Genomic DNA, 23,491 nt, shown 5'->3' with positions numbered 1-23,491 from the left:
GGTGTTATGGTGAATCCAGCAGTTGCCATCGATATGTTTAATCCAACATCAAATAAAGAAAAACAAGCGATTCAAGCCGCATTTAGTAAAGCGGCGCATACATATGATCGTTCAGCAGAATTTCAACGCCAAGTGGCAGATACGCTGTTGTCTTATTTACCAACCGATCTAACTGGTCTACGAATTTTAGATGTGGGGTGTGGAACCGGTTATTGCTGCGAAGCCTTATTAAAACGTGGAGCACGTGTCGTAGCGTTTGATTTATCGTCTGTCATGTTAGAGAAAGCGAAAGAACGATGTGGTGATCACAACATTACCTATATTCAAGGTGATGCTGAAGATCTTCCGTTCATAGACGATGAATTTGATGGTGTCGTATCCAGCTTAGCACTGCAATGGTGCCAAGATTTATCGGTACCACTAAGAGAAATGAGACGAATTAGCCATAATAAAAGCAAGGTTATTTTCTCAACTTTGCTAGATGGCTCACTGTTTGAATTGAAAAAAGCATGGTCAAAGGTTGATTTATATCAACATGTTAACGATTTTATTACGCCATCTATGGTAAAAATTGCGTTAGCGCAATCTGAATGCAACAACTTTACACTACACTGCACGTCTGTCGAGATGACGTATTCTTCCGCTCTTGCTTTAATGAAAGATTTAAAAGGAATTGGAGCAACGCATTTACCTAATGGTCGCAGCTCAGGATTATTGAGCAAAGAAAAGCTATTAGCAGTGGAAGAAGCGTATCAAATATTTAGAAGTGAATTAAACCACTTACCTGCTACATATCAGGTAGGCTACGGAGTTATAAGTAATGATTGATGCATTTTTTATTGCAGGAACAGATACAGATGTGGGTAAAACCGTTGCTTCAAAAGCGATTTTAGATGCGTTAAACATGAAAGGTTTACGAACTGCGGCTTATAAACCAGTAGCAGCAGGCTCTGAAGACAAAGGCGAAGGTGTTCAAAACTCTGATGCAATTCATTTACGTGCTGTAGCCAATGTTGAATTAAGTTATGAAGAAGTAAATCCATACGCGTTATTAATGCCAGCGTCACCACATATTGCAGCAGAAGCAGAAAATGTAGTTATTGATTACTCCGTATTATCTGAAGGTTTAGCTTCATTAAAAGAGAAATCAGATGTTGTTTTGGTTGAAGGTGCTGGTGGATGGCGTGTTCCTGTGTCTAAAGATGATTGTTTATCAACATGGGTACAGCAAGAAAAATTGCCAGTGGTATTGGTTGTTGGGATTAAACTCGGTTGTTTAAGTCATGCAATGCTAACAGCTGAAGCGATTCAACATGATGGTTTAGAGATTATTGGTTGGGTAGCTAACCGAGTAAATCCAGGTACAGAAAACTACGCTGAAATCATTAAGATGCTAGAAGATAAAATGCCTGCACCAAAATTAGGTGAAATCCCATACATGCCAAGTGTTAAACGCAAAAATATGGGTAAATACATTCATCTTGAAGCTCTAGATAATTAATTATTTAGTTTACTGTTTAAGTAAAAAGAATAAAGCCAATATCATTTGATGATATTGGCTTTATATTTAGGGCTCACTTGGGCTAGTTGAGTAGTTATAATAAAAAATAACGTGCCCTAAATTTGGTTATCTTTCTGACAAACTGTCAAAAAAATCGTATTTTTGAGACAAAGGTTGTAGCATTTATGGACATTTATCTCCGTTTTTGCTAACCCGTCCTATTCATGTGGTTAATAATATATTGATCGAAAATCTAGGACATAGCATTTTAAAATTCTATTATGATTAAAATGCTAAATGTTGAGCGATGTGTCCTTATTCTTTTGATTTTTAAGGTAAATCATAGAATGTATCTCGAAATAAATTTACCATTGATCGTGTTTTTTCAGGTAAATAGTGTGGTGTTGGATAAATTAAAGTAATAGTTAAATCGGTAAATGACTTTCTTGGTAATACTTCAACAAGCGATCCTTGCTTAATATTTTCCTCAATTAGAATAGATGGCAGTAAAGCGATTCCTTTTCCTGAGATTGCTAACTTTTGTAATAAGTTCAAATCATCACTAAATAGCTGATAATTTAATCCTTGAGGCAATAAACTTTTATTATATCGACTTGCCAATAAGTGGAATTGATCCAATTGAGTAACATTATCTGGGTGACCATTAACACGTAAATAATTTGGAGAAGCAACCATACTATATGGGATTTGAATTAAACGTTGCTGGATGTAATCGTCATGCAGTGGTTCGATGTAACTTGGCAATATTTGTAAGTCTATATTGCTTCTGCGTAAGTCTAATGATTGAACATGATGCTCAATTTCTAATTTAACCTCCGTGTTTTCTTCTATGTATTTTTCAATCAATGTTGAGAATACCTCTGTCATACCAAGAGCAGGAGGTATTGCGATTCTTAATGTTCCTCTTGGAGTTATATGGTGATCTTTCATCAATAAACTTGCATCAACCAAGGTGTTTATTGGATTGGATGCTTGCTGATATAACCATTCTCCTTGTTTGGTTAATTCAATTGATCTTGTGGTTCTGATTAATAATTGATGACCTAATGCTTTTTCTAATTCTTGTAACCGACGGCTGACTTTTGAACGTTGTAAGCCTGAAAATTGTGCTGCCGCACTTATCCCTTTATGTCTTACTACAAGGACAAAGAGATAAATATCATCAAATGAAGGCAAAGATTTACGGTTTTCGTACACATTATTGTCCTATTTATAGGTCTTATGTGTTCTATTTTGCCATCTATTCGTTTTGAAATCACGCCTTATAATGAGAACTAGATCACGTCAATTTTGATTTTATTGAGAATATATATGCAAGCTGCAGAACAAAAATTTAAACAATGGATGCGAATTCTAATTGTATTGTTTCTTATCGTTACCGCTTATTTAGTGATGGCGGATAGACTCACACCATTAACGACTCAAAGTAAAGTTCAAGGGTTTGTTGTTCAAATTTCTCCTGAGGTGTCAGGCCGTATTGTCGAAGTTAACCATACAAATAATCAGTTGGTTAAGAAGGGAGAGTTGTTATTTAAAATTGATGATGAAAAATATCTACTTGCTGTGCAAAAAGCGAAGATAGCGTTAGCGCAAGCAAAAGAACAAGAAGCGTCGTTAGTTGCAGATATAGAAGCTGCACGATCAAATGTAAAGACAACACAAGTGACAGCGAATAATGCCAATCGTGAATATCATCGTATTAAGCGTTTAGCGAATTCTGGCGCAGTTTCAGCTTCAGGTTTGGATTCAGCACTAACTAAACGAGATCAAGCGGCGGCGAACTTAATGGCAGCCCAGCAGAAAGTTCATGCCCTTGAAGTGAAGTTAGGCAAAGGGAATGGACAAAGCAGTGCTGTATTATCAGCGAAAAATAGCTTGAAACAAGCCGAGTTAGATTTAGAGCATACGCAAGTGGTTGCTCAGAATGAGGGGATCATCACCAATATGCAATTACATGTGGGTGTGTTCGCAAATGCTAATCAGCCATTATTGACTTTTATCCCAACGGATTCACTGTGGGTTTCTGCCGATTACCGTGAGAAAGCGACTTCAGAAATGGTTAAAGGAATGAGAGCAGAAGTTGCTTACGATGCGATGCCTGGCGAAGTCTTTCCATTAATTGTAGAGAGCCGTGATTATGGTGTTGCTTCTGCACAACAAAAAGCGAATGGTCAATTAAGTAGTGTTGAAGTCAGTAATCGTTGGGTGCGTGATGCACAGCGTGTACGTGTTAATTTAACGAGTGATACACCATTGTCTCCGAGATTGTTTGTTGGTTCGCGTGCAACCGTAATTATTTACACTTCAGGAAACAGTGTGATTGATTACATTGGGCATAGTTTAATTACCATGATCAGCTACTTACATTACATTTATTAGTGTGAGGCTTACATGAAAGCATTACGAATTTGGTTTGGTTGTGTTGTTGGATTTGCCATGTGCACGGTATTTGGCTGGTCGAATGGTATGTTTGGTACCTTGTTCCCATTGTTCATTTTATCTAATCTGAACCGCTGGAATGCCCAGATGTTCATACAGCTGTTAATCAGTATTTTTTGGGTAGGGATCCAAGTGTCATTGATCGTTGGTTTTTTACAGCCATACCCATTATTGATGACGGTTGCCGTTGGTATAATGCTGCTTTTTAAATGCCATGCTATGCACTATAAAGCGAGTTATTTATTCGGATATACGGGATTATTGGTTGGTTCAATTTTGTTGCATTTTGGTTCATATCCTACCTTTGATTTAGAGAATTTTATTATTGGTGTATGGGTTGCCGCCATTATGATGGTGCCAATTTGTGCCATGGCTTTCTATTTGTTTCCTGATCCAATTGAAGAGCATACACCAATCTTAAAAGTAGAAGGGCAAAGTAAAGATCCAAGAGACATGCTAGAGCAAACCGCTTTGGGGTGGATGGTCGCCATGATTGTGTTTTTGATTTTCGAAATCGCAAATTTAAATGATTCACTATCCGCTCAAGCGTCGATGCTAATTATGCTTTCGCCAATGACATTAGTGGGTTCATTGATGATGGCTCGTATCCGAATAGTAGGAACGTTAGCCGGTTGTGCGGCAGCCATGGCTATTCAGTTAGTGTTATATGATTTATACGATAATCCAATCTTATATATATTAAGTTTTGCGATTGCATCAGGGTATTTTTGTAAATGGCTAGCCAGTGAAAATCCTGCTATTAAAGGAATAGGGTTCTCTGCGATGGCAGCATTAACAATACCTATTACAGGTGCAATTCCGGGACAAAAAGACGCATTCTTCTCTATTTTATATCGAGTGTCGTCTATTGTTGTTGCTGTTATTGTCACTAGTATTTTAATTTGGATTTGTTATCGATTAATTAAGTTGTTTCCTATTTTCTTTCGAGGTGTCGAGCGAGAAGAGAAAGCGCATTAAGATATTGAATGATTGAGTAAATAACCAAGAGGTGTGTAGATTATTATGAACCTCTTGGTTTTTTTTGTTTATGTGATAACGTCTGTGTAGTTGAAGATTATAAAGAAAATACAAGGACAGTCATGAGCTCAATTATAGAATGCATTAGAACCGTAGGCCGTGGTGAACGCAGCCGTAAACCATTGACGTTTGAACAAGCTTATCAAGTGATGAAAGAGTATCTTTCCGGCGATATTAGTAACGATAAAATGGCGATGTTGATGATGCTTATCCGAGTTCAGAATGAAACGGTTGATGAGATAAGTGGCTTTACCACGGCTATTCGTGAATTTGTTCGTAATGTTCAGACACCTGAATTAAAAGATCTTAATGTTGATATTGATTGGGCGTGTTTTGCAGGTAAGCGTCAGGTTCAAGGTCCTTCGTGGCAGTTATACGCGGCACAAATTCTTGCGAACAAAGGCTTTAGAGTGTTAATTCATGGTCACTTACAGCTGGGCAGCACTCGAGAGCACGTATCTCAAGTAATTGATAAATTAAACATTCCAAGTTGCACAAGCATTGCAGAAACACAAAAAGTACTAAATGAAGGCAATATCGCTTATTTGCCTCTATCGGTTTATGCGCCGCAAGTAGAAACCATGCTGTTATGGCAACATGAATACGGTTTACGTACCCCTGCGAATACCTGTGCGCGTATGTTAAACCCTGCATCAGCGCCAATTTCATTACGTGGCAGCTTTCATCCTGGTTTACCGCAACTGCATGGCGAAGCAGAGTCTCGCTTACAACAAGCAACAGACGACTGCTCTGAATTGGCATTGTGCTTTAAAGGTATGGGTGGAGAATCTGAATTTAACCCTAAAGTCAGCCAATCACTGTGGTGTGCATCAAAAGGAGAGTGTGAAGAACTGTATTGGGAAGAAGCTCTAATTAATGACTTACCAGTCCCTCAATCTTGTTTGTTAGGTACTAAATCAGAACAATTACAGTTAATGGCGAACACCGTTATTTTTAATGTCGCTAATGTATTGTGGGCAAATAAACGAGCAGAAAACTACCCAAGAGAAGAGGCGATTAAGGTTGCTACTCAATATTGGGAAGAGTACGTAAAAACTATCGCTTAACTACATATTTAATGCTCTAGCTATGAATGAAAGCCGTAAGTTAATTTTGCGGCTTTTTTAATATCCCCTTAATTTTGTTTATTACACAGCTGTAATAGTAATTCACATTTAGCGATATTATCAAAATACCGTTAATAATAGATAATGCTCTCCTAGTCGTTATTTCATTAACTGGAGACCATTATGGCTAATGGATTTACAAGAGATGGTGGCGTCCAAGAACAAATAGATGCCACCGTAATTGATGCAATTAACCGTGCTCGTTCGCATCTTCATCATGAGCACAATGATACGAACTATTGTTTGGAGTGTGGGGAATTAATACCTGAAGGTCGTCGTAAGATCATCCCTGGTGTTGAATTGTGTGTGGAGTGTCAGTCAAAAGAAGATGCGCGTGAAAAAGCATTCAGTGCTTATAACCGCAGAGCAAGTAAAGACAGTCAATTGCGTTAAGTATGGCGGTGCTTCTAATATCTAGAAACAGTCCGCCACGTTTAATTAAGTTTTGCTACTAAAGAAAGGAGAGGTTAATTACGATTAATGCGAGCCAAATAATAGGTGTTAATGAATTCACCATTTCTAAACGCAGAATCAATCGCTTCTCCTTCAATAACAAATCCGAATTTTTTATATAACCTTAGGGCTGCGTGATTATCGACAAACGCATCAATTTCAATGCGTCTCACATTGAGCCAATTGTCAGCAAGATCTAACACAGTTTCTAATAATTTACTTCCAACACCACGACCGTGATAGGCATCGTGAACCCCCATACCAAAGTGCGCAACATGTTGGGTTCTTGGGCGTGTTACGTGCTCAAAGCCAATATTCCCCACAATTTTCCCATCAATAAGGGCAACATAGCTGTAAACATTGTCAGGTATTGCTGAGAGTCGTTTTTCCCAGAGTGCACGTGATGGAATAGGGATCTGGAGAGTTTGCGCCTGAGCTTGAGGTTGGCTGTATAATTCACACAACCCATCAATGTCTTTTACTTCTGTTCGGCGAATCACTATTTCCATTACACGCATCCTTGTTTAATTAGTAAGCATTAAACTTAACCAGAATAGGTATCGATGACAAGTATTTAAACTCATTATTACCATTCATCCTCTCTATTTACCGTTCGTCGCATTCAACGTTTTTTTGTTTTTGTCTTAGTTAATCTGTGAACATCAAACAGGATCATTTAATTAAGGACAGACAGATGAAACGAATAACAGCAACGGTAAGTTTATTAATAAGTGTAATGACGTTTTCTACTCAAGCAGCGTTAACGGATGAAGACATTTCAACATATAACCAAGCTGCGGCTGGAAATGAAGATCTTGTTGAGCCGGCTTATGATCGTTTTGAGGAATTGATTCAAACAGATGGAGCAACACCACTGACACTTGTCTATTTAGGAAGTGCAGAAACCCTAAAAGGTCGAGATGCCATGATGCCATGGACCGCAATGAAATACGTTGAGCAAGGACTAGCGAAAATAGGGAAAGGGTTAAATTTACTCGCGACAGAAGATGCACCAATTGAAGAACAGCCGATAATTTCAGGTTTGCCTGAGTCTTATCTCACTCGTGCGTTAGCGGCGGCAACGTATTCACAACTTCCTGATATGTTTAATCATTTTGAGCGTGGTTATGATCTCTATTTAGCTCTACTTTCAGAGCCAACATTCCAACAGCTGCCTTATGAAGCGACGGCTTGGGTATACGGATACGCAGTACAAGCAGCACTTAGAGCAGAAGACCCAGCGCAGGCCAATCAATGGCTCGCCCTGATGTTAAAGCAAGATAATACTCACCCAGAATCCCTTAACGCTCAATTACTTATTACCGCAAGTAATTAGGAGATAATGATGATCAGTTTTAAAGGTATAGAAAAAACGTATCAGCTTGGCTCTCAGAGAGTGGAGGCTCTGAAAAAAGTAGATGGTTTTATCATAAAAGGCAGCATGGTGGCGTTATGCGGGCCGTCCGGATCAGGTAAAAGTACCTTATTAAATATCTTAGGTTTACTTGATATGGATTATCAGGGAGAAATAAAAATGGACGGTGAGTTTTACCCTAAAGATCCTATTGAAGCCGCTAAGTTACGACGTCACCAACTGGGCTTTGTGTTTCAGCGTTTTAATTTAGTCCCCGTGATGACCGCATTAGAGAACGTAGCATACCCACTAGTGTTAAATGGATACAGCAGTAAAGAGCAAATGCTCCTAGCCACTGAGATGCTAGAAAAAGTGGGGCTAGGCGATTTTATTCACCACAGACCTGATAACCTTTCTGGTGGACAACAGCAACGTGTCGCCATTGCACGTGCTTTAGTTCATAAACCAAGTTTGGTTATTGCGGATGAGCCAACAGCCAGTTTAGATAGCCAAACCGCAGAGACCGTGATTGATATTATGAAAGCGCTCGGGAAGGAAATTGGTACCACCTTTATTGTTGCAACGCATGATTATCGAATGGCGCAACATTGCGATACGTGCATTAACTTACTGGATGGAACCATCAGCAAGGAGGCCGTGTCATGGGCAAGTTAATCTCACAATTACCTTATTCTCTGCGCTTAGCGTGGTTGAATTTATTGCGAAACGGCCGTCGTAGCGCACTTTCTATCTTAATTATTACGATTGCCGTATTTGCATTAACCAGTGCGGGTGGATTTGGCTTATATACTTATGACTCATTGAAAGAATCCACAGCAAGAGATACCGGCCATCTTACATTAAGTCAACCGGGTTATTTTGAAAGTGATGAAGAGATGCCATTAAGTAATGGATTATCTGATACATCAGAATTAATTCGCACCATGATGAAATACGATGAAGTAAGAGGCGTACAACCTCGAATTGATTTTACTGGGCTAATTTCTAATGGCGTAAAATCGACGATTTTCATGGGAACTGGGGTGAACGATCGAGAGTTTGATATGAAGGGCCCATTTTTGGACATGAGATCAGGAAAAACGTTAACCGACATTACCTCAAGTCGATACGATGTCATGGAGCCTGAAATCATGCTTGGGATCGATTTAGCGAGAAACCTCAACGTCAGTGTGGGTGATTGGGTAACTTTACTGGCAACCACCAGTGAAGGGGCGCTTAATGCGTTTGATTTTAAAGTGCATGGCACCTATTCAACAGGTGCTCCCGAGTTAGATAAACGTCAGCTATATATTCATATCGATTCTGCACAAGAGCTGCTGCTATCAGAGAAAGTAAGCACCTTATCGGTCTTTTTATTTGATACTGAAAAAACTGCAGAGTTACATCAACGATTAGATCAAGAGTTAGAAACAATGCCACTTGATTACGACGTTGAAATCACACCATGGCAAGAGCGTGCTTTTTTCTACAACAAAGTAAAAGATTTATATGATCTTATCTTTGGTGTGATGGGCTTTGTGATGGGGCTAGTGGTATTTGTGGCGTTATTTAATACCATGACGATGTCCGTAACAGAAAGAACGCGTGAGATCGGTACGTTATCCGCATTAGGCAGTTATCCTAACGAGATCATTCACTCATTCTTACGAGAAGCGGGCTTACTTGCAGTTATAGGTGTGGTTCTTGGTGCAGTAATAACAGCCTTAACGACAATACTGCTGTTAGTGGTTGATGTGCAGATGCCACCACCACCGGGAAGAACGGATGGGTACTCACTGAATATTTATTTCTCATTTGAATTAGTGGCTTATGCAGGCGTTGGTGTTGTGTGTATTTGTTTACTGGCAGCGTACTTATCGGCCAAAAAAGGCGTGAAAAAACCCATTACGGAGGCGCTTATTTATGTCTAAATTATCTCACTTATTTATTCTGTTTGTGCTTGTTGGCTTTCAATCGACCGCAATCGCAACAACGCAAAATATGGATAACACGCACAACCTGACTGGAGCCCAAGTTCAACAACTGGTGAAAAAGGCCGATGATTTTCGCTTAGGTGAAAGTTCAGCAAAAGTGGTTTCAGAGGTTAAGCTATACAAAAATGACGAGCTAGATAAAACTCGCCAATACACGGTATACACACGAGAAGATCGAGAATCTTTGGTGTTGTTTAATTCTCAAGTGGAAGCCGGGCAAAAGATGTTGATGCTAGGGGATAACTATTGGCTACTCATGCCCAAAAGTCGCCGCCCAATCCGCATTACACCGATGCAAAAATTACTCGGTGAAGCCTCAGTGGGTGACATTTCAACGTTAACGTGGAGTGAAGATTATCAAGGTGAGTGGGTCGAATCGACAACCACCGAGCTAACCGATGGTCAAGCGATTCAAAGTGAGAAGATTAAGCTAAAAGCGACAACAAAAGGCGCGAGTTATTTCATTATCGATTTATGGCTAGAACAAGGAACGGGTTTTCCGATTAAAGCCGATTTGTATTTGCGGTCAGGAAAAATGGCCAAAGAAGCGTGGTTTATTAAAGGGATAAGAGAAGGCGAAACCAAAGTGATCTCAATGGTGTTAAATGATCAAATTCAAACCAATCAAAAAACGGTGATTGAATATAAAGACATTACACCAACAGAGATTGCCGATAAATATTATAACCCTGCTTATCTGTCACGCACCAAACAGTTGGATTTGTGATCATGAAACCTTGGCTAGAACGGCTAGTATATTGTAGTGCTTGGGTGGCTTCTTTAAGTGCTCAAGCTTCTGAGATGACTTTCGAGTGGGATTGGATGCTGAGTGCCGAAACGGTTCAACAGCGAGAGACGGTTTTTTCTCCAATGACAGACAATGAACACCAAGAGTCGTTTAACGGATTACTGGATGTTCAAATAGGTTATCAGAACTGGAATGCGGTGGTGGCTCTTAAAGGTAATGATCTTTATTACCAATCTAGCAATCAATCAGAAGATAAAAGTGCAGAAGGTGAGCTGATTGTAAGTGAATTATTTTGGCAAAGTAGCATTGATATTGCGGATATTCCATTGGATCTACAATTGGGTAAAGTAAGAGTCGATTGGGGTGTGGGTTATGGTTATCGTCCGTTGGATATTTTTACGCCTTATCGTCGAAATCCTGTTGGTATACAAGTAGAGGAAGGGGCGGGTGTCGCTTCGGTCTCTTATTTTGATGACCAAGGTGAATGGTCATTAATTTATACCGACTCATCATGGGCACAACAAGAAGGCAGTGAATTAGAAGAACAAAGTGAACAGCAAGGGATTGGCATAAGACGCTATGCGTTAGTGGGAGATACAGAATACCAATGGGTTGCTTATTACGATGATGTTCGACAAGGGTTGTTGGGCGCAAGTGTCGTTACTGTGCTAGATACCGCGTGGGAGTTTCATGGCTCGGCAGTGTATCAATCAAAGTACCTTTCTTATCAGCAGTCAAGTATCACACGTTATCCTGTCACGTTAGAAAAAGAAGAAAATGCCTATCAAGCGCTGGTAGGGCTAACTTGGGCAAATGAAATCGGAAGCAGTGTCGTTGTAGAGTATTGGTATGACAGTCGAGCATGGAGTAAAAACGAATGGAATAATGCGCTTACTGTAGCAACACCGTCATATCAACAAGGCTTTAATCATGTCAATATGGTTCAACATAACATGATGTTTCATTGGAGTTTGGATCCTAACGCATGGACAACGTGGCAGTGGAGTAAAAACATCTCATGGTTAAGTCAGTTTACCCCAACATTTGATGCCTTGTATTCACCAGAAGATAACGGAGTGATAGCAACGCAATGGCTAAATTATTTGCTTCATGATTCAGGTGATTCAAGTGTAGAAATGGAATTTGCCGCGCGTTTTTTGACAGGAAAAAGCGACTCAGCGTATGCAAATTTATCCGATAAGCATATGCTGTTACTGAATCTAAAAGGGCGATTTTAATGAGTGAGCGAAAAGAAACGATAATGCAATTAGTGAAAAGTTTACTTATCACAACGGTATTCTGTGTGGTTATCGCCATGATGACGAGCAATATTTGGCCATCACCATTTTATGAGCACGTCATTATTAGTTTGGGTTATGGCTATAGTGCCGTTTTATGCTCATTTGTCTTAGAGAATAACTTTCCCACTTTAAAAAAAGCGTATTCCACCGTTTTAGCCATGGTGCTTTCTATCACATTGGGTACATTTCACGCATCATTATGGCTAAATAAATATGACGATTTCGCCACCTTAGAAGCACTTCAGCCCATTGTATTATTAGGGTTAATCTTTACTGCTATTTGTTTCTATTACTTTCATGCAACTGAGAAAACCATGTTAGCAGAGCAAGCGTTAGCACTCTCTAAGCGTAAGCAGTTAGAGCAAGAAAAGGCGCTAGTATTAAGCCAGTTAAGTCAGCTTCAAAGTCAAATTGAGCCACATTTTTTATTTAATACATTAGCGAATATCAGTGCGTTAATTGAGTTAGACAGCAACAAAGCACAATTGATGCTAGAGAAGCTGACGGATTTACTCCGAGGATCGTTAAAAACAAACCGAAATCCATTAATTACTATTGAGCAAGAAATTGAGTTATTAAATGCTTATTTATCGATTCAGCAGATCCGTTTAGGGGATCGTTTAACGTATGACATCGATAATCAAATCATTGAGTCTATTTCTCTGCCTCCTTTGTTAATTCAGCCTCTGGTTGAAAATGCCATTACCCACGGTATAGAGCCGAGTGCGCAGGGAGGGCATCTTATGGTTCAGTTTAAGCAAGAGAATAACCAGTTTATTGTTGTTATCTCTGATAATGGCATTGGATTGGAGTCAGTACCACCAAGTAAAGGACATGGAATGAGCTTAAATAATATCAAACAGCGATTGCATGATTTGTTCGATGGCAGTGCTTCCGTTCGTATCACTGAAAATAAAGACGGTGGTGTAAATGCAGAGCTGATTATTCCATCGGATAAATTACTTCAATTAAATAGGGAGTATTCATGAGTCAATCCATTACCGCCGTTATTGCCGATGATGAGCCATTATTACGCTTTCATTTAGAAAAAATGTTATCCGATCTTTGGCTTGATTTAGATATTGTAGCGGTATGTGCTAACGGTAAAGAAGCGCTTGATGCAATAGAGCAACATCAACCGGATATCGCCTTTTTGGATATAAAAATGCCAGAGCTAGATGGCATGGCTTTGGCGACAAAATTACAAAAAAGTACCGTAGCGCCGTTAATTGTTTTCATTACCGCTTACGACGAATTTGCGGTAAAAGCGTTTGAAACTAATGTGATTGATTACGTATTGAAACCCATCTCTGAAACCAGACTTGAAGCTACCTGTGAAAAACTAAAACAAAGGTTAACTCAGCAAAATAAATATTCAGAGCCTAACCAAAATCAAGAAGTATTGAGTGATCTTTTTGCTCAGATACAGCAACTGTCTTCACAGCAACAGCCAGAATATTTAAGCTGGATTAAAGCGTACAAAGGTGAGGATCTGCATTTGATTTCTGTTGCAGATGTTTTGTATTTTAAAGCAGAGGATAAATACGTTTCGGTTTATGCCAAGCAAAATGATATCGATATAACGGAGTACCTTATTCGCAGTTCGCTAAAAGAGTTACAGCAAAAGATCAATCCTGATCATTTTTGGCAAATTCACCGTTCAAGCATCGTTAATGTTGCTCAAATAGAAAAAGTGAAAAAGGATTTACTGGGGCATTTGTGTGTTCACATTGGTAGCGCGAAATTACCCGTAAGCAGAAGTGCTCAAAGTTTGTTTAAAGGGATGTAAAAAATTCACATTGAATAAATATAGAAAATAAAACCGTCCACGTACTGTGAACGGTTTTATTGATATTAATGACTACTATTATTTATATAGTGGCAGTGGTTTAAAGTCTGTATTTTCAATAATTGATTTATAGTTCCACTCTAAATTATTCCATGTGTCATTGAAGTGATAAGAAAATATAGTTTCACCAGTAGTTAGATTTGTTGTCATTTGCCATTCAGTAGCATATGTCGATTCCTTACCATTTAAGATATTAGCAGCATCTTGTGGAATTATAGGTGCAACACTAAATACTTTTAGCATTGCATTACGTGAAGAAGTTGCATCTTTAAGTTGAGATCTAAAGTAAGTCGCTTCTTTAAATCTATCTTCAGGGTTTGTATTTCCTTTTGAACCAAAATCAATTCCGGGACCAAATTTTTTGATTGTTTTAACATTATCTAAATGAATTTGCTGAGAAGGTTGATTTGTCATTACCATTGCATCTTCACCTCGGTAGATTTTTAAACCATCGGCGTCATATTCAATAACTGCACGGTCTCCAGTTTTATCAGTTATAGCCCAATGGAGAAGGATTGGAGCTGGAGCCCCTGGCATAGAAACCGAACCAACTTTTAACGTTTTAAGATGAGTTACCGCTTCCTCTACACTCGAATACATTGCTAAAATATACCCGCCAAGTTCTAATTGGCTAACAGAGTCTTTTTCAGCTTTTGGTAGAGTCATTGGTTTGTAATAAAGCCCATTCATCTGCAAGCCTTTTTCATTTACAGCATCATGTATAAGACCGCTATAAGCTAAAATGCCAGCAATTGTATATTTAGTTTTATAAGTATCGCCAGTTGGTGTTCCATGTAAATTGCGAACTGTGCCTGCTTCGATACGAGTGAGTGTTGGGAAAGAGTTTTCGGACCAGTCTTGAGTTCGGCTAATAATCATACCATAGTCGGATAACCACCCTACAGTTGTACAAGCAAAACTAATGCTACTGAATAATGCGGCAATACACATTGTTGTTTTGATGAATTTATTCATTTTTGCTCCATATATATTATTTTTTATTAAATACTTATTAGTTGGTTTATGAGATAATTAAATTAAATTAAATTTATTTAATGGTATTAGTTAGAGTTAATTTTTATTTTATCAAACTCGAAGCTCATTGGTATTTCAAATGTTTTTACTTTCCCATCTTTAAAATTAATTTCATTTAAATCAATCAACTTTACACTAGGGCTATAAAAAGAACGGATATACATTTTTTTATTTCTTAAATCACTAACTGTTGTCCATTGAGAATACATTGAATATTCTTTTCCATCAGAGTGGCGATAACGTTTAAACCCTTTAGGAATATCAAAGTTATTTAAGATATTAAATGCGGCATGAACGCCTTCTAATGCTGTATCAAAGGGTTCTGCTGTTTGGCTATACATAGCAGCTCTTATAAATCTAGATTCAGATGTTATTTCGCCAGATATACTTTCTAGTCTATCAATATCGAGACCTGTCCTCATTACTTCTTTTGATTTATTCTGAAAAGGTACGGGCTGGTCAATTGGCAAGTTGGTGAATTGTTTTAAATTTTGTTGATGCCAATCAAATCTTGGTTTATTGGTTATCGCTCCTAATGGGTTATCAAAAATATGTAACTCACCATTTAAATACTCAATGACAACAGAATTACCTTGTGCATCATTGACAGCAAGGTGGATCTTAGGGGAAACGTTCCAGTCTTTATAATAAGGATAAGGTATTGCATCAACCACATTTACTTTACTAAGTAGCCACCTTACTTCATCAACATTTTTTGCTTGAGATATTATATAAGTAGGAAGTTGCCAGCCACCGATTGAATTTTTGGCTTTTGAGGGGATATACTTTTGATATATTGCTTGCTCATATGGTTGAAAATAGAATACACCAACTTGAAGGCCATGCTCATTAAGCCCTTCAACTGCTTGTTCAACTTCAAATGGAGTAGCTGCTACAAAACCATATTTACTTTTCCACTGTTTTCCATTGCTACCATCTGGCGTATAACCTTGAAATGTGTAATCTCGCGGGAAAATTTTCCAGTTAACTTCGAATACATCATCTCCAAATTCTTCGGTTCTACCAAATATTGGTGAACCATCGTTAGCAACTAGTCTTATTCCAGTACATGCTTGTGCAATACCAGTTAGGAATACGCTAGTGAAGATTAAAAATATCATTATATTTTTCATCGTAGTACCTTATTATTTAAAATAAATTAATTTACTGTAATAACCGATTTTTATTCTAAATAAAATTTTAATAATATTTGTGATGCAAGTCTTCTGATAAAAAAATGGCACGAGCTGCTAAATCATTGTCTGATTTAGTTAATTATTAATAATTGATGAAGTATGTAATTTAGTAGGGCAATCTCCAGTCCAACGTTTAAATGCTCGAGAAAAACTACTTAATTCAGAAAATCCTAATTGGTAAGTAATTTCAGTCATGCTTATTTCAGGATTTTTTAATAATCGAATTGCTTTATCTAAGCGATAGCAATTGAGAGTATTAGTAAAATTAGTATCAACACTCGCAAGGCGTCGATTTAAGGTTCGAGTACTTGTATGTAATTGTTCAGCAACGGAATTGATATTAATATCTTTTAGAGATTCATATTTTTCGAAAATATCACATATTTGTAAGCAAATATCACTTTTATTTAGTTTTTCAACACGTTGATGAACAAATGATAAGTTATGTTGGTGTATTTCTGGATGATAGTTTTTTACGGTATGAATAAGATCTTTTTCTTTGAATTTTAATTTAATAATTGCTTTATTAATTAGTTTTGTACAGTTATACCTTTGCTCTAAGTATTTTTTTTCATCATTTTCATAGTTTAAATCTGGAGCATATAACTGAAATGGAATAGATTCTTTATTGTTTAGATTACGCATCATTTCTAATAATGTACAAATAATGATCACATAACCAGATTTAGTGACTCTCGAATCTTTTGGGGAATGGTTTTGAATGAGTATAAGATCAATATCACCATTACTCTGGCTTAGGGATAAACGAATTTGAGGGGCGATATAAATGAAGTTTTCACATGCTATCTTGAGAAAGTCATAGAGCGAACGACATGTAGAAAGAGCGATTGAATAACATCCAAAAGTAAAAGGGGTTACATGTTTTGCCGCTTGAATTGACATTTTAAAGTTTTGATAATCGTTAATAATTTCACTATGGAGAGTTCGCAATGAACGAATGTCATATTCACCATCATTATTAGCCGTAATATCTTTGTATGTATTATATTTTGTTATATCAACATTGGATTCTTTTATCTGGGTTGCAAGTAGTTTGTACCAACCAGCATGCAAAAAATAGTGATTAGTGTTTGTTTGGTTGAGCATCTTTTCACCTTAACCTACTGATAATAATTATAAAGTTAGTATGAGCTACATATGGTGGCATTTTAATAAAATTGTCAATTGTTGTCGGTGAACTAAATCACATCTATGCTCTATGGCGCAGTAGGTCAATTGTATGGCGCATTTAGTTAATATTATTTGATAATTGAATTTTTTAATTGGTTTATGTGATCAAAGTCAGAAACAATATCATTGGCAAATTTAATCAAATTATTGGCTTAAATTGGCAAGAATATAAAAAGTTAAATTAATATTATATTAATCATCGCAGTGGCATGAAAAAAATATTAGCTTTTATTACTTTTTTATTTTCTTTTGAAATGAGTTAAATTTTTTTCGTGTTAAATTTATAATATTAATTAAGGTTTAATTATGAACAAATTAATTCCATTAAGTTTACTTCTTACATTCTCAAGTGCAGCGTTTTCTGAAGATGCACCAGATCCTGCTGATGTTACTCGTCTTATGTCTTCACTTCAGGTTTATGTAGGCACAAATAGCAATGATAATGATTTTGCTGTGCAATCAATATTTAATGTAGGTGGTTCATTTAATAAAGACAATCAGTTTTTAACAATGTTATCAGCGACAGTAGCTGAAAAAGAAAGCGCAGAGCAATCTGGTTATGAAAACGGTATGGATTTACGTGAGTTCCGAGCGCGTTGGTATCAAGTGTTTGGGACAGGTTATGAATGGCTACCAAAAGCAGGTTATTCCTTAGATTATCTTGACCAATCAAATGATGATTCGACGTCAATAGACAATATAGTAGCCGTTGGTGCTATTTCAAAAATACCAGTGTTAAGTAATTGGTCTCTTTTCCCAAATGTGGCTGTAGTTAAGGCCGACGTAAATAATAGCGCAAAAAGAATCGGTATGGATGATGGTACTGGTATGCAATTAAATTTGTTTAATTCCATCTATCTAGGTAAGAAAGGGACATATATGATGATAAACCCTCAATACTCATACCTCGATTTTGATAATGTAGTTACACAAGATCTATTAATTGAAACTATGATAGGAACACCTTTAACTGATAATAAAAAATGGTGGCTAATGGGAGTTTATAAAGAAACATTTAGTCATGTTAATAATAAAGGGTCTCACTCAAGTAGCTCGTTTAAAGTAGCAGATGATAAACGACAATTCCGTATCGGTGTAACGTATTATTTTTAGTTATCTATCTAAATATGGAGAATAATATGAATAATTTTGACTTTGATAATCAATGGCATGAGGATTATTTAAGAAAAAAAATATCGTTATCTCAAGCTATGCAGGTTATTGATGAACCAAATGATAATAAATATATTATTAATATAACTAAACCAAATAAGAATGGTTATGTATGTATATTAGACCATGAAAAAGTTGATGTTAGTAAATTAAACAATAGTAAATTAATTGTCGGTGTTATAAATGAAGAAAAAGAATTTACTTTTGATAAAGATGAAATTTTACATGTAAAGCAAATTGATTATTTCTTTGAGGATGTTCAATTTATCTAGATTTTTAATGGTTGTTTAGTTACTGGTTGACATTCTAAGCCACTTATTTATCTATGACAGCCATTAAAATTCAAATGAGATATAAGTCATATTTAAGTGTTGTGTAATATGTTTTTATAATTGTAGTTATGAAATTTAATTTTATATTGGAGTTATTATGAGTGATATTAAAATAATCAAAGGAGTCGTTGCTGCTAATTGTCATCCGTTAGGGTGTAAAGAACAAGTTAGGCAGCAAATTAAAGATGTGAAAAATTTGCCTCAAATAAATAATGCACCTAAAAACGTTTTGGTTCTTGGAGGTTCTTCAGGATTAGGGCTTGCCTCAAGAATTTCATTAGCTTTTGGTGGAAGAGCGAATACTTTAAATGTTTCTTATGAACGCCCGCCTACAGAAAGTGATACGGGTACCGCTGGTTATCATAATAATTTATCTTTTCAACATTTCGCAAAAGAAGAGGGATTAATTGCTGAAGATTTTATAGGTGATGCTTTTAGTTTAGAAATGCGAACTAAGGTAATTAATTATATTCGACAAAACTTTGGGAAAATTGATTGTTTAGTATATAGCTTAGCTACAGGGATCCGTCCTAAGCCAAATGGGGAAGGTAAGTGGAAATCTGAACTAAAAGCTATTGATTCTCCATTCACAGGTAATTTTATTAGTTTTGAGCCTGAAATGATGATTCCAGTGACTTTAGAGCCGGCAAATAACGATGAGATAGAGGCTACTGTTAAAGTGATGGGTGGAGAAGATTGGCAAGAATGGGTAGAAGTATTAAAAGAAGCAGATGTTTTAGATACGGATTTTAAAACTATTGCATACTCTTATATAGGGTCAGAAGTTACTTATCCTGTTTACTTTGGCGGAACGTTAGGTAAAGCGAAAGAACACTTACATCAAACTGCTGATTTATTAGATACCAAATTATCAGATATTAATGGCCATGCTTATGTTGCTGTTTGTAAGGCTATTGTCTCTAAGGCTTCTGTATTTATTCCAGGTCTATCGACTTATGTTTTGGCTTTAATGAAAGAGCTAAAAGAGCGTGGTGAAGATGAAACTGCAATTCAGCATATGCATCGTATTATGCAAGGTTATTTATATAACCCAAATGGAACGCCTACTGACGATCAGAGATTAATTCGTGCAGATAACTTCGAACTTAATCCTGAAGTTCAAAATAAAATAAAAGAAATGATTAAGAATATTAATTCATCTAACTATAAAGATCCAAGCGTAGGTGATTATGAAGGATATAGAAAAGAATTTTCTCAAATAAATGGATTTGAAATTGAAGGAGTGGATTACAAATAACGATTAACGCTATTCATCAATAAAATTAGTAAAAGAGTATGTTATGAATAAATTAAATTTTGTATCGATGTCAGAGGCTGTATCTGAAATAACATCAGGTGATCGTCTATGGGTTAGTGGTGCTATTGGTGTTTCTTATGAGTTTTTGACGACTCTCGAAAAAATGAGCTCAAAACTTAAAGATGTTGAAATAATCAGTGGAATGATTTTAAACCCTAAACAAGAATTCATGTTACCAGAATATAAAGGACGTATTTATTATCGAAGTCTTTTTTTAGGTCCATTAGAGCGTGCTATGCGTTCACTAGGAAATATGGAATTAAATACAACACATTACAGTAGTATGAAAGACTTATTCCTAGAATTAAAACCAAATGCTGTGGCATTAGAAGTATCACCACCGGATGGCGAGGGTTTTTGTAGTTTGGGTCCCATTGGTGGGTTAGGTTCCCAATTGATGGCAAGCCATGCAGAGAAAGTGATTTTAATTGTTAATGAAAACGTGCCTCATTGTGGTGGTTATCGTAACTGTATTCATCTTGATGAAGCAACAACTGTTACAACGTCAAACCTTCCACTAATTGCAATTCCAAGTGAGAAGGTCAGTGATACTGATATTCAAATTGGTGAAATTGTTGCTGATATTGTTGATGATGGATGTACGTTACAAATTGGAATTGGTTCAATTTCTAATGCAGTCGGGTATGCCCTTAAAAACAAGAAAAACATAAAGATCCATACTGAAATGCTTACCAGTTCAATGGTTGAATTAATTCAAGCTGGTGCTGTAGATCCGACAGCCAATGTTACTTGTACATTAGCTATGGGTGATCAGAATTTATTAGATTACTTAAAAACAGCGGATAATTTAGTTATAGAACCATGTTACGAAGTGACTGACCCATATCTTGTTTCTAAACATGATTGTTTTACCTCTGTTAATACATGTATTGCAGTAGATTTAACAGGTCAGGTAACTGCTGAAGGAATGGGATATCGACAAATTTCTGGTACTGGTGGAGCATATGATTTTGCTCGTGCAGCGAAAATGTCCAAAGGTGGCAAATCTATTATTGCGCTTAAATCAGCATATACCAATAAAGAAGGCGACCTAATTTCAAATATTATGGTGGGTTTTCCTGAAGGAACGCCGATTACCTATTTACGTTCAGATGTTGATTATATTGCGACTGAATATGGCGTTGTACGTTTGATGAATAAGTCATATGAAGAACGAACTGAATTACTAATTAGTATTGCTCATCCAGATTTACGAGAACACTTAAAATCGGAAGCAATTAAAAGCGGTTTAATTCACTAGAATTTTAAATGGGAAGTGATGATGAATTGACTTCCTATTTCATATCATAAAAAGGATATTATTATGTTGTTTAACGGTGCTCATTTTAATCTTACTCTTGCTGAGAAAGACATCGCTGTTTTAGATTTTTTTTCGCCGGCTCGTTTAATGTCAAAAGCAGTCATCGAAGAGTTAAGTACTTTACTTGACCAACTACTCCTTACTGCAAAAGTTAATGGGTTAATCATTACCACTTCAACGGACAATTTTGCTTTTGGTGCTGATATTAATGAGTTTTTACCTTTATTTAAAGGCGGTGCTAGAGAGCATCTAGCTTATACGCACTCTGTTTATAATAAACTCGAAGATCTTCCATTTCCGACGGTAAGCATTATTAAGGGCCATTGTTATGGTGGCGGCGCTGAATTTGCTCTTTCAAGTGATTTTCGTTTAGGTACACCTGATATCTCTGTTGGTTTTCCTGAAGTTAAGATTGGTATTTTCCCTGCTATGGGAGGGGTAACACGCCTGCCTCGTCTTGTAGGTCTTGATACGTCATTGACTTGGTTAACTTCAGGTCGAAATTTTAAAGCAGAAAAAGCATTAAAAGATGGTTTTATCAATGGCATTGTTGAAAATAAAGACGCGATGACCTCGGCGGTTAATTTGATTACTGAATGCGTAGATGGTAAACGAAATTATAAAGTTATTCGTGAAATGAAAAAGGGAAGAATTCCTTTATCTAGTTATGAATTAAAAATGTCCATTGGTATTGCCAAAGGAATGATAGCGAAAGCCGCTGGTCCTAATTACCCAGCTCCAATGACGATTGTCAATGTGATTGAACAATCAGCAAACGAGAGCCGTGATGAGTCTTTGAAAAATGAAATTGAAGGTGTCGTTGAGCGCCTAATTAATACTGGTCATTCAGCAGCAATGTGCCATGTGTATCTGGCTGATTTAGCCGTAAAAAGTAAGGCAAAAAAATTAGCTGGAGAAAAAACGGTTGAATGTGCAGTGATTGGTGCTGGGATTATGGGGGGAGGCATCGCTCATACTAATGCAATTAAAGGCATTCGTTCACCATTAAAAGATGTTAATCAAGCTGGTTTAGATCTTGGCTTAAGTACAGCGGTTAACTTACTTGAGAAGCCAGTTAAGCGTGGAAAAATTAACTTTAAAAAAGCAGCAACGGCATTAAATAATATTATACCAACATTAACATACGACTCTTTGAAGCAAGCAGATATGGTGGTAGAAGCTGTAGTAGAAAACCCAAAAGTGAAGAGTATTGTTTTAAAAGAGTGTGAGGATGCAACAAAAGAAAATACCGTTATTGCTTCTAATACCTCGACAATCAGTATTACACAGTTGGCTTCTTCTTTAGATTATCCTGAGAACTTCATTGGCATTCATTTCTTTAATCCAGTTAATAAGATGCCTCTTGTTGAGGTTATTCGTGGAGAGAAAACTAGCGAAGAAACAGTGAAAAAAGCAGTTACATATGTAAATCAAATTGGGAAAACACCAATAGTTATTAATAACTGTGCTGGTTTTTTTGTAAACCGTATATTAACACCATATATGCGAGCTTATTCTAATTTATTGGCGAAAGGTGCTGATTTTAGCTTTATTGAAAAAACAATGAAGAAATATGGTATGCCAATGGGACCTGCTGAATTGATTGATGTTGTGGGAATGGATACCTCTGCTCATGTGCTTGAACTGATGTCTCAAAACTACTCACATATGCCTCTGCCTGAGAATAATATTGTACAAAGGTTGTTTGATAATAATTTGCTAGGTCAAAAAAATGGTAGTGGATTTTATAATTGGTCAACAGATAAACGCGGTCGTCCAGTTAAAGAATTTAATGAGAAAGCTTCCACATTATTTAATAGTGTAGGGACCTTAGAGTTAACAGAAGAGCAAATTATTAATGCATTAATTTTACCTATGATGTTTGAAGCCAAACGTGCACTTAATGAAGATATCATCGCCTCTAAAGAGGAAGCGGACTTAGCTATGATTTATGGTACTGGCTTCCCACCATTCCGCGGTGGTTTGGTTTACCAAATGGATATGAAAACACCAGAAGAAATTCAACAATCTGCGGCAGAAATGTCAGAAGTTCTTGCTGATAACATTACTTACACCGTCCCTAACATGCACGCTTAATTG

At 36.8% G+C, this 23,491-nt stretch carries 23 protein-coding genes; 18 read left to right on the top strand and 5 right to left on the bottom strand.

Going from position 1 to position 23,491, the window contains the following annotated elements; all coding sequences use genetic code 11:
* Positions 1-6: 6 nt before the first annotated feature.
* Both bioC and bioD read left to right on the top strand, forming a co-directional pair.
* Positions 7-828 (top strand): malonyl-ACP O-methyltransferase BioC, encoded by an 822-nt coding sequence (bioC, locus tag HC728_RS07865; protein ID WP_065624253.1) that lies wholly within the window; start codon positions 7-9, stop codon positions 826-828.
* Positions 821-1,501 carry a dethiobiotin synthase gene (bioD, locus tag HC728_RS07860; protein ID WP_017018771.1) on the top strand — a complete coding sequence of 227 codons (681 nt, stop codon included), beginning with the start codon at positions 821-823 and terminating at the stop codon, positions 1,499-1,501. Before bioC ends, bioD begins: the two co-directional genes overlap by 8 nt.
* 330 nt (positions 1,502-1,831) lie before the next feature.
* Here bioD and HC728_RS07855 read toward each other — a convergent pair whose 3' ends face one another.
* Complete coding sequence (locus HC728_RS07855) at positions 1,832-2,719, bottom strand: LysR family transcriptional regulator (protein ID WP_017018770.1); 888 nt, start codon at positions 2,717-2,719, stop codon at positions 1,832-1,834.
* Positions 2,720-2,833: 114 nt separating this feature from the next.
* Between HC728_RS07855 and HC728_RS07850 the strand changes: the two genes are divergently transcribed.
* From HC728_RS07850 to HC728_RS07835, 4 genes are all read left to right on the top strand, one after another.
* Entirely contained in the window at positions 2,834-3,901 is a 1,068-nt protein-coding gene (locus HC728_RS07850; protein ID WP_065596260.1) for an HlyD family secretion protein, read from the top strand.
* 12 nt (positions 3,902-3,913) lie between these two features.
* On the top strand, positions 3,914-4,939 hold the full coding sequence (locus tag HC728_RS07845) for a DUF2955 domain-containing protein (RefSeq protein WP_065596888.1): 1,026 nt from the start codon (positions 3,914-3,916) through the stop codon (positions 4,937-4,939).
* A 122-nt stretch (positions 4,940-5,061) separates the two neighbouring features.
* On the top strand, positions 5,062-6,066 hold the full coding sequence (locus HC728_RS07840) for a glycosyl transferase family protein (protein WP_065641583.1): 1,005 nt from the start codon (positions 5,062-5,064) through the stop codon (positions 6,064-6,066).
* 183 nt (positions 6,067-6,249) lie between these two features.
* Complete coding sequence (locus tag HC728_RS07835) at positions 6,250-6,519, top strand: DksA/TraR family C4-type zinc finger protein (protein ID WP_190395274.1); 270 nt, start codon at positions 6,250-6,252, stop codon at positions 6,517-6,519.
* A 74-nt stretch (positions 6,520-6,593) separates the two neighbouring features.
* On the opposite strand, the gene HC728_RS07830 is transcribed toward HC728_RS07835, so the two are convergent.
* Entirely contained in the window at positions 6,594-7,088 is a 495-nt protein-coding gene (locus tag HC728_RS07830; RefSeq protein ID WP_190395273.1) for a GNAT family N-acetyltransferase, read from the bottom strand.
* A gap of 185 nt (positions 7,089-7,273) precedes the next feature.
* On the opposite strand from HC728_RS07830, the gene HC728_RS07825 reads away from it, so the two are divergent.
* From HC728_RS07825 to HC728_RS07795, 7 genes are read left to right on the top strand one after another with little or no spacing between them, the layout of a single operon-like run.
* Complete coding sequence (locus HC728_RS07825; RefSeq protein ID WP_190395272.1) at positions 7,274-7,915, top strand: hypothetical protein; 642 nt, start codon at positions 7,274-7,276, stop codon at positions 7,913-7,915.
* A gap of 9 nt (positions 7,916-7,924) precedes the next feature.
* On the top strand, positions 7,925-8,608 hold the full coding sequence (locus tag HC728_RS07820; RefSeq protein WP_190395271.1) for an ABC transporter ATP-binding protein: 684 nt from the start codon (positions 7,925-7,927) through the stop codon (positions 8,606-8,608).
* Positions 8,596-9,864: an ABC transporter permease gene (locus HC728_RS07815; RefSeq protein WP_190395270.1), complete on the top strand. Its 1,269-nt coding sequence runs from the start codon at positions 8,596-8,598 to the stop codon at positions 9,862-9,864. The genes HC728_RS07820 and HC728_RS07815 overlap by 13 nt, the downstream gene beginning before the upstream one ends.
* Positions 9,857-10,654: an outer membrane lipoprotein-sorting protein gene (locus tag HC728_RS07810; protein ID WP_190395269.1), complete on the top strand. Its 798-nt coding sequence runs from the start codon at positions 9,857-9,859 to the stop codon at positions 10,652-10,654. Before HC728_RS07815 ends, HC728_RS07810 begins: the two co-directional genes overlap by 8 nt.
* 2 nt (positions 10,655-10,656) lie before the next feature.
* Complete coding sequence (locus HC728_RS07805; protein ID WP_065622589.1) at positions 10,657-11,913, top strand: hypothetical protein; 1,257 nt, start codon at positions 10,657-10,659, stop codon at positions 11,911-11,913.
* On the top strand, positions 11,913-12,965 hold the full coding sequence (locus HC728_RS07800; RefSeq protein WP_065621431.1) for a sensor histidine kinase: 1,053 nt from the start codon (positions 11,913-11,915) through the stop codon (positions 12,963-12,965). The genes HC728_RS07805 and HC728_RS07800 overlap by 1 nt, the downstream gene beginning before the upstream one ends.
* Positions 12,962-13,765: a LytTR family DNA-binding domain-containing protein gene (locus tag HC728_RS07795; RefSeq protein ID WP_065622590.1), complete on the top strand. Its 804-nt coding sequence runs from the start codon at positions 12,962-12,964 to the stop codon at positions 13,763-13,765. The genes HC728_RS07800 and HC728_RS07795 overlap by 4 nt, the downstream gene beginning before the upstream one ends.
* A gap of 78 nt (positions 13,766-13,843) precedes the next feature.
* Here the strand turns inward: HC728_RS07795 and HC728_RS07790 are convergent, their stop codons facing one another.
* The 3 genes from HC728_RS07790 to HC728_RS07780 form a co-directional block, all read right to left on the bottom strand.
* Entirely contained in the window at positions 13,844-14,800 is a 957-nt protein-coding gene (locus HC728_RS07790) for a linear amide C-N hydrolase (protein WP_065622591.1), read from the bottom strand.
* 86 nt (positions 14,801-14,886) lie between these two features.
* Positions 14,887-15,993 carry a linear amide C-N hydrolase gene (locus HC728_RS07785; RefSeq protein WP_017018757.1) on the bottom strand — a complete coding sequence of 369 codons (1,107 nt, stop codon included), beginning with the start codon at positions 15,991-15,993 and terminating at the stop codon, positions 14,887-14,889.
* A gap of 138 nt (positions 15,994-16,131) precedes the next feature.
* Entirely contained in the window at positions 16,132-17,163 is a 1,032-nt protein-coding gene (locus HC728_RS07780; protein WP_065603702.1) for an AraC family transcriptional regulator, read from the bottom strand.
* Positions 17,164-17,553: 390 nt separating this feature from the next.
* On the opposite strand from HC728_RS07780, the gene HC728_RS07775 reads away from it, so the two are divergent.
* From HC728_RS07775 to HC728_RS07755, 5 genes are all read left to right on the top strand, one after another.
* The gene (locus HC728_RS07775) at positions 17,554-18,360 is read left to right on the top strand and encodes a hypothetical protein (RefSeq protein WP_065622593.1); all 807 of its coding nucleotides are present in this window, start codon (positions 17,554-17,556) and stop codon (positions 18,358-18,360) included.
* A gap of 26 nt (positions 18,361-18,386) precedes the next feature.
* Entirely contained in the window at positions 18,387-18,692 is a 306-nt protein-coding gene (locus HC728_RS07770) for a hypothetical protein (RefSeq protein ID WP_065622594.1), read from the top strand.
* A 157-nt stretch (positions 18,693-18,849) separates the two neighbouring features.
* On the top strand, positions 18,850-20,010 hold the full coding sequence (gene fabV, locus HC728_RS07765; RefSeq protein ID WP_065622595.1) for an enoyl-ACP reductase FabV: 1,161 nt from the start codon (positions 18,850-18,852) through the stop codon (positions 20,008-20,010).
* Positions 20,011-20,053: 43 nt separating this feature from the next.
* Complete coding sequence (locus HC728_RS07760; protein WP_065622596.1) at positions 20,054-21,331, top strand: acetyl-CoA hydrolase/transferase family protein; 1,278 nt, start codon at positions 20,054-20,056, stop codon at positions 21,329-21,331.
* A 63-nt stretch (positions 21,332-21,394) separates the two neighbouring features.
* The gene (locus HC728_RS07755) at positions 21,395-23,488 is read left to right on the top strand and encodes a 3-hydroxyacyl-CoA dehydrogenase NAD-binding domain-containing protein (RefSeq protein ID WP_065622597.1); all 2,094 of its coding nucleotides are present in this window, start codon (positions 21,395-21,397) and stop codon (positions 23,486-23,488) included.
* The last annotated feature ends 3 nt before the right edge of the window (positions 23,489-23,491 follow it).

This window comes from Aliivibrio sp. S10_S31, assembly GCF_014694495.1.
Taxonomy (GTDB): Bacteria; Pseudomonadota; Gammaproteobacteria; order Enterobacterales; family Vibrionaceae; genus Aliivibrio; species Aliivibrio fischeri.
This window is presented reverse-complemented; position numbering and strand designations above follow the sequence as displayed.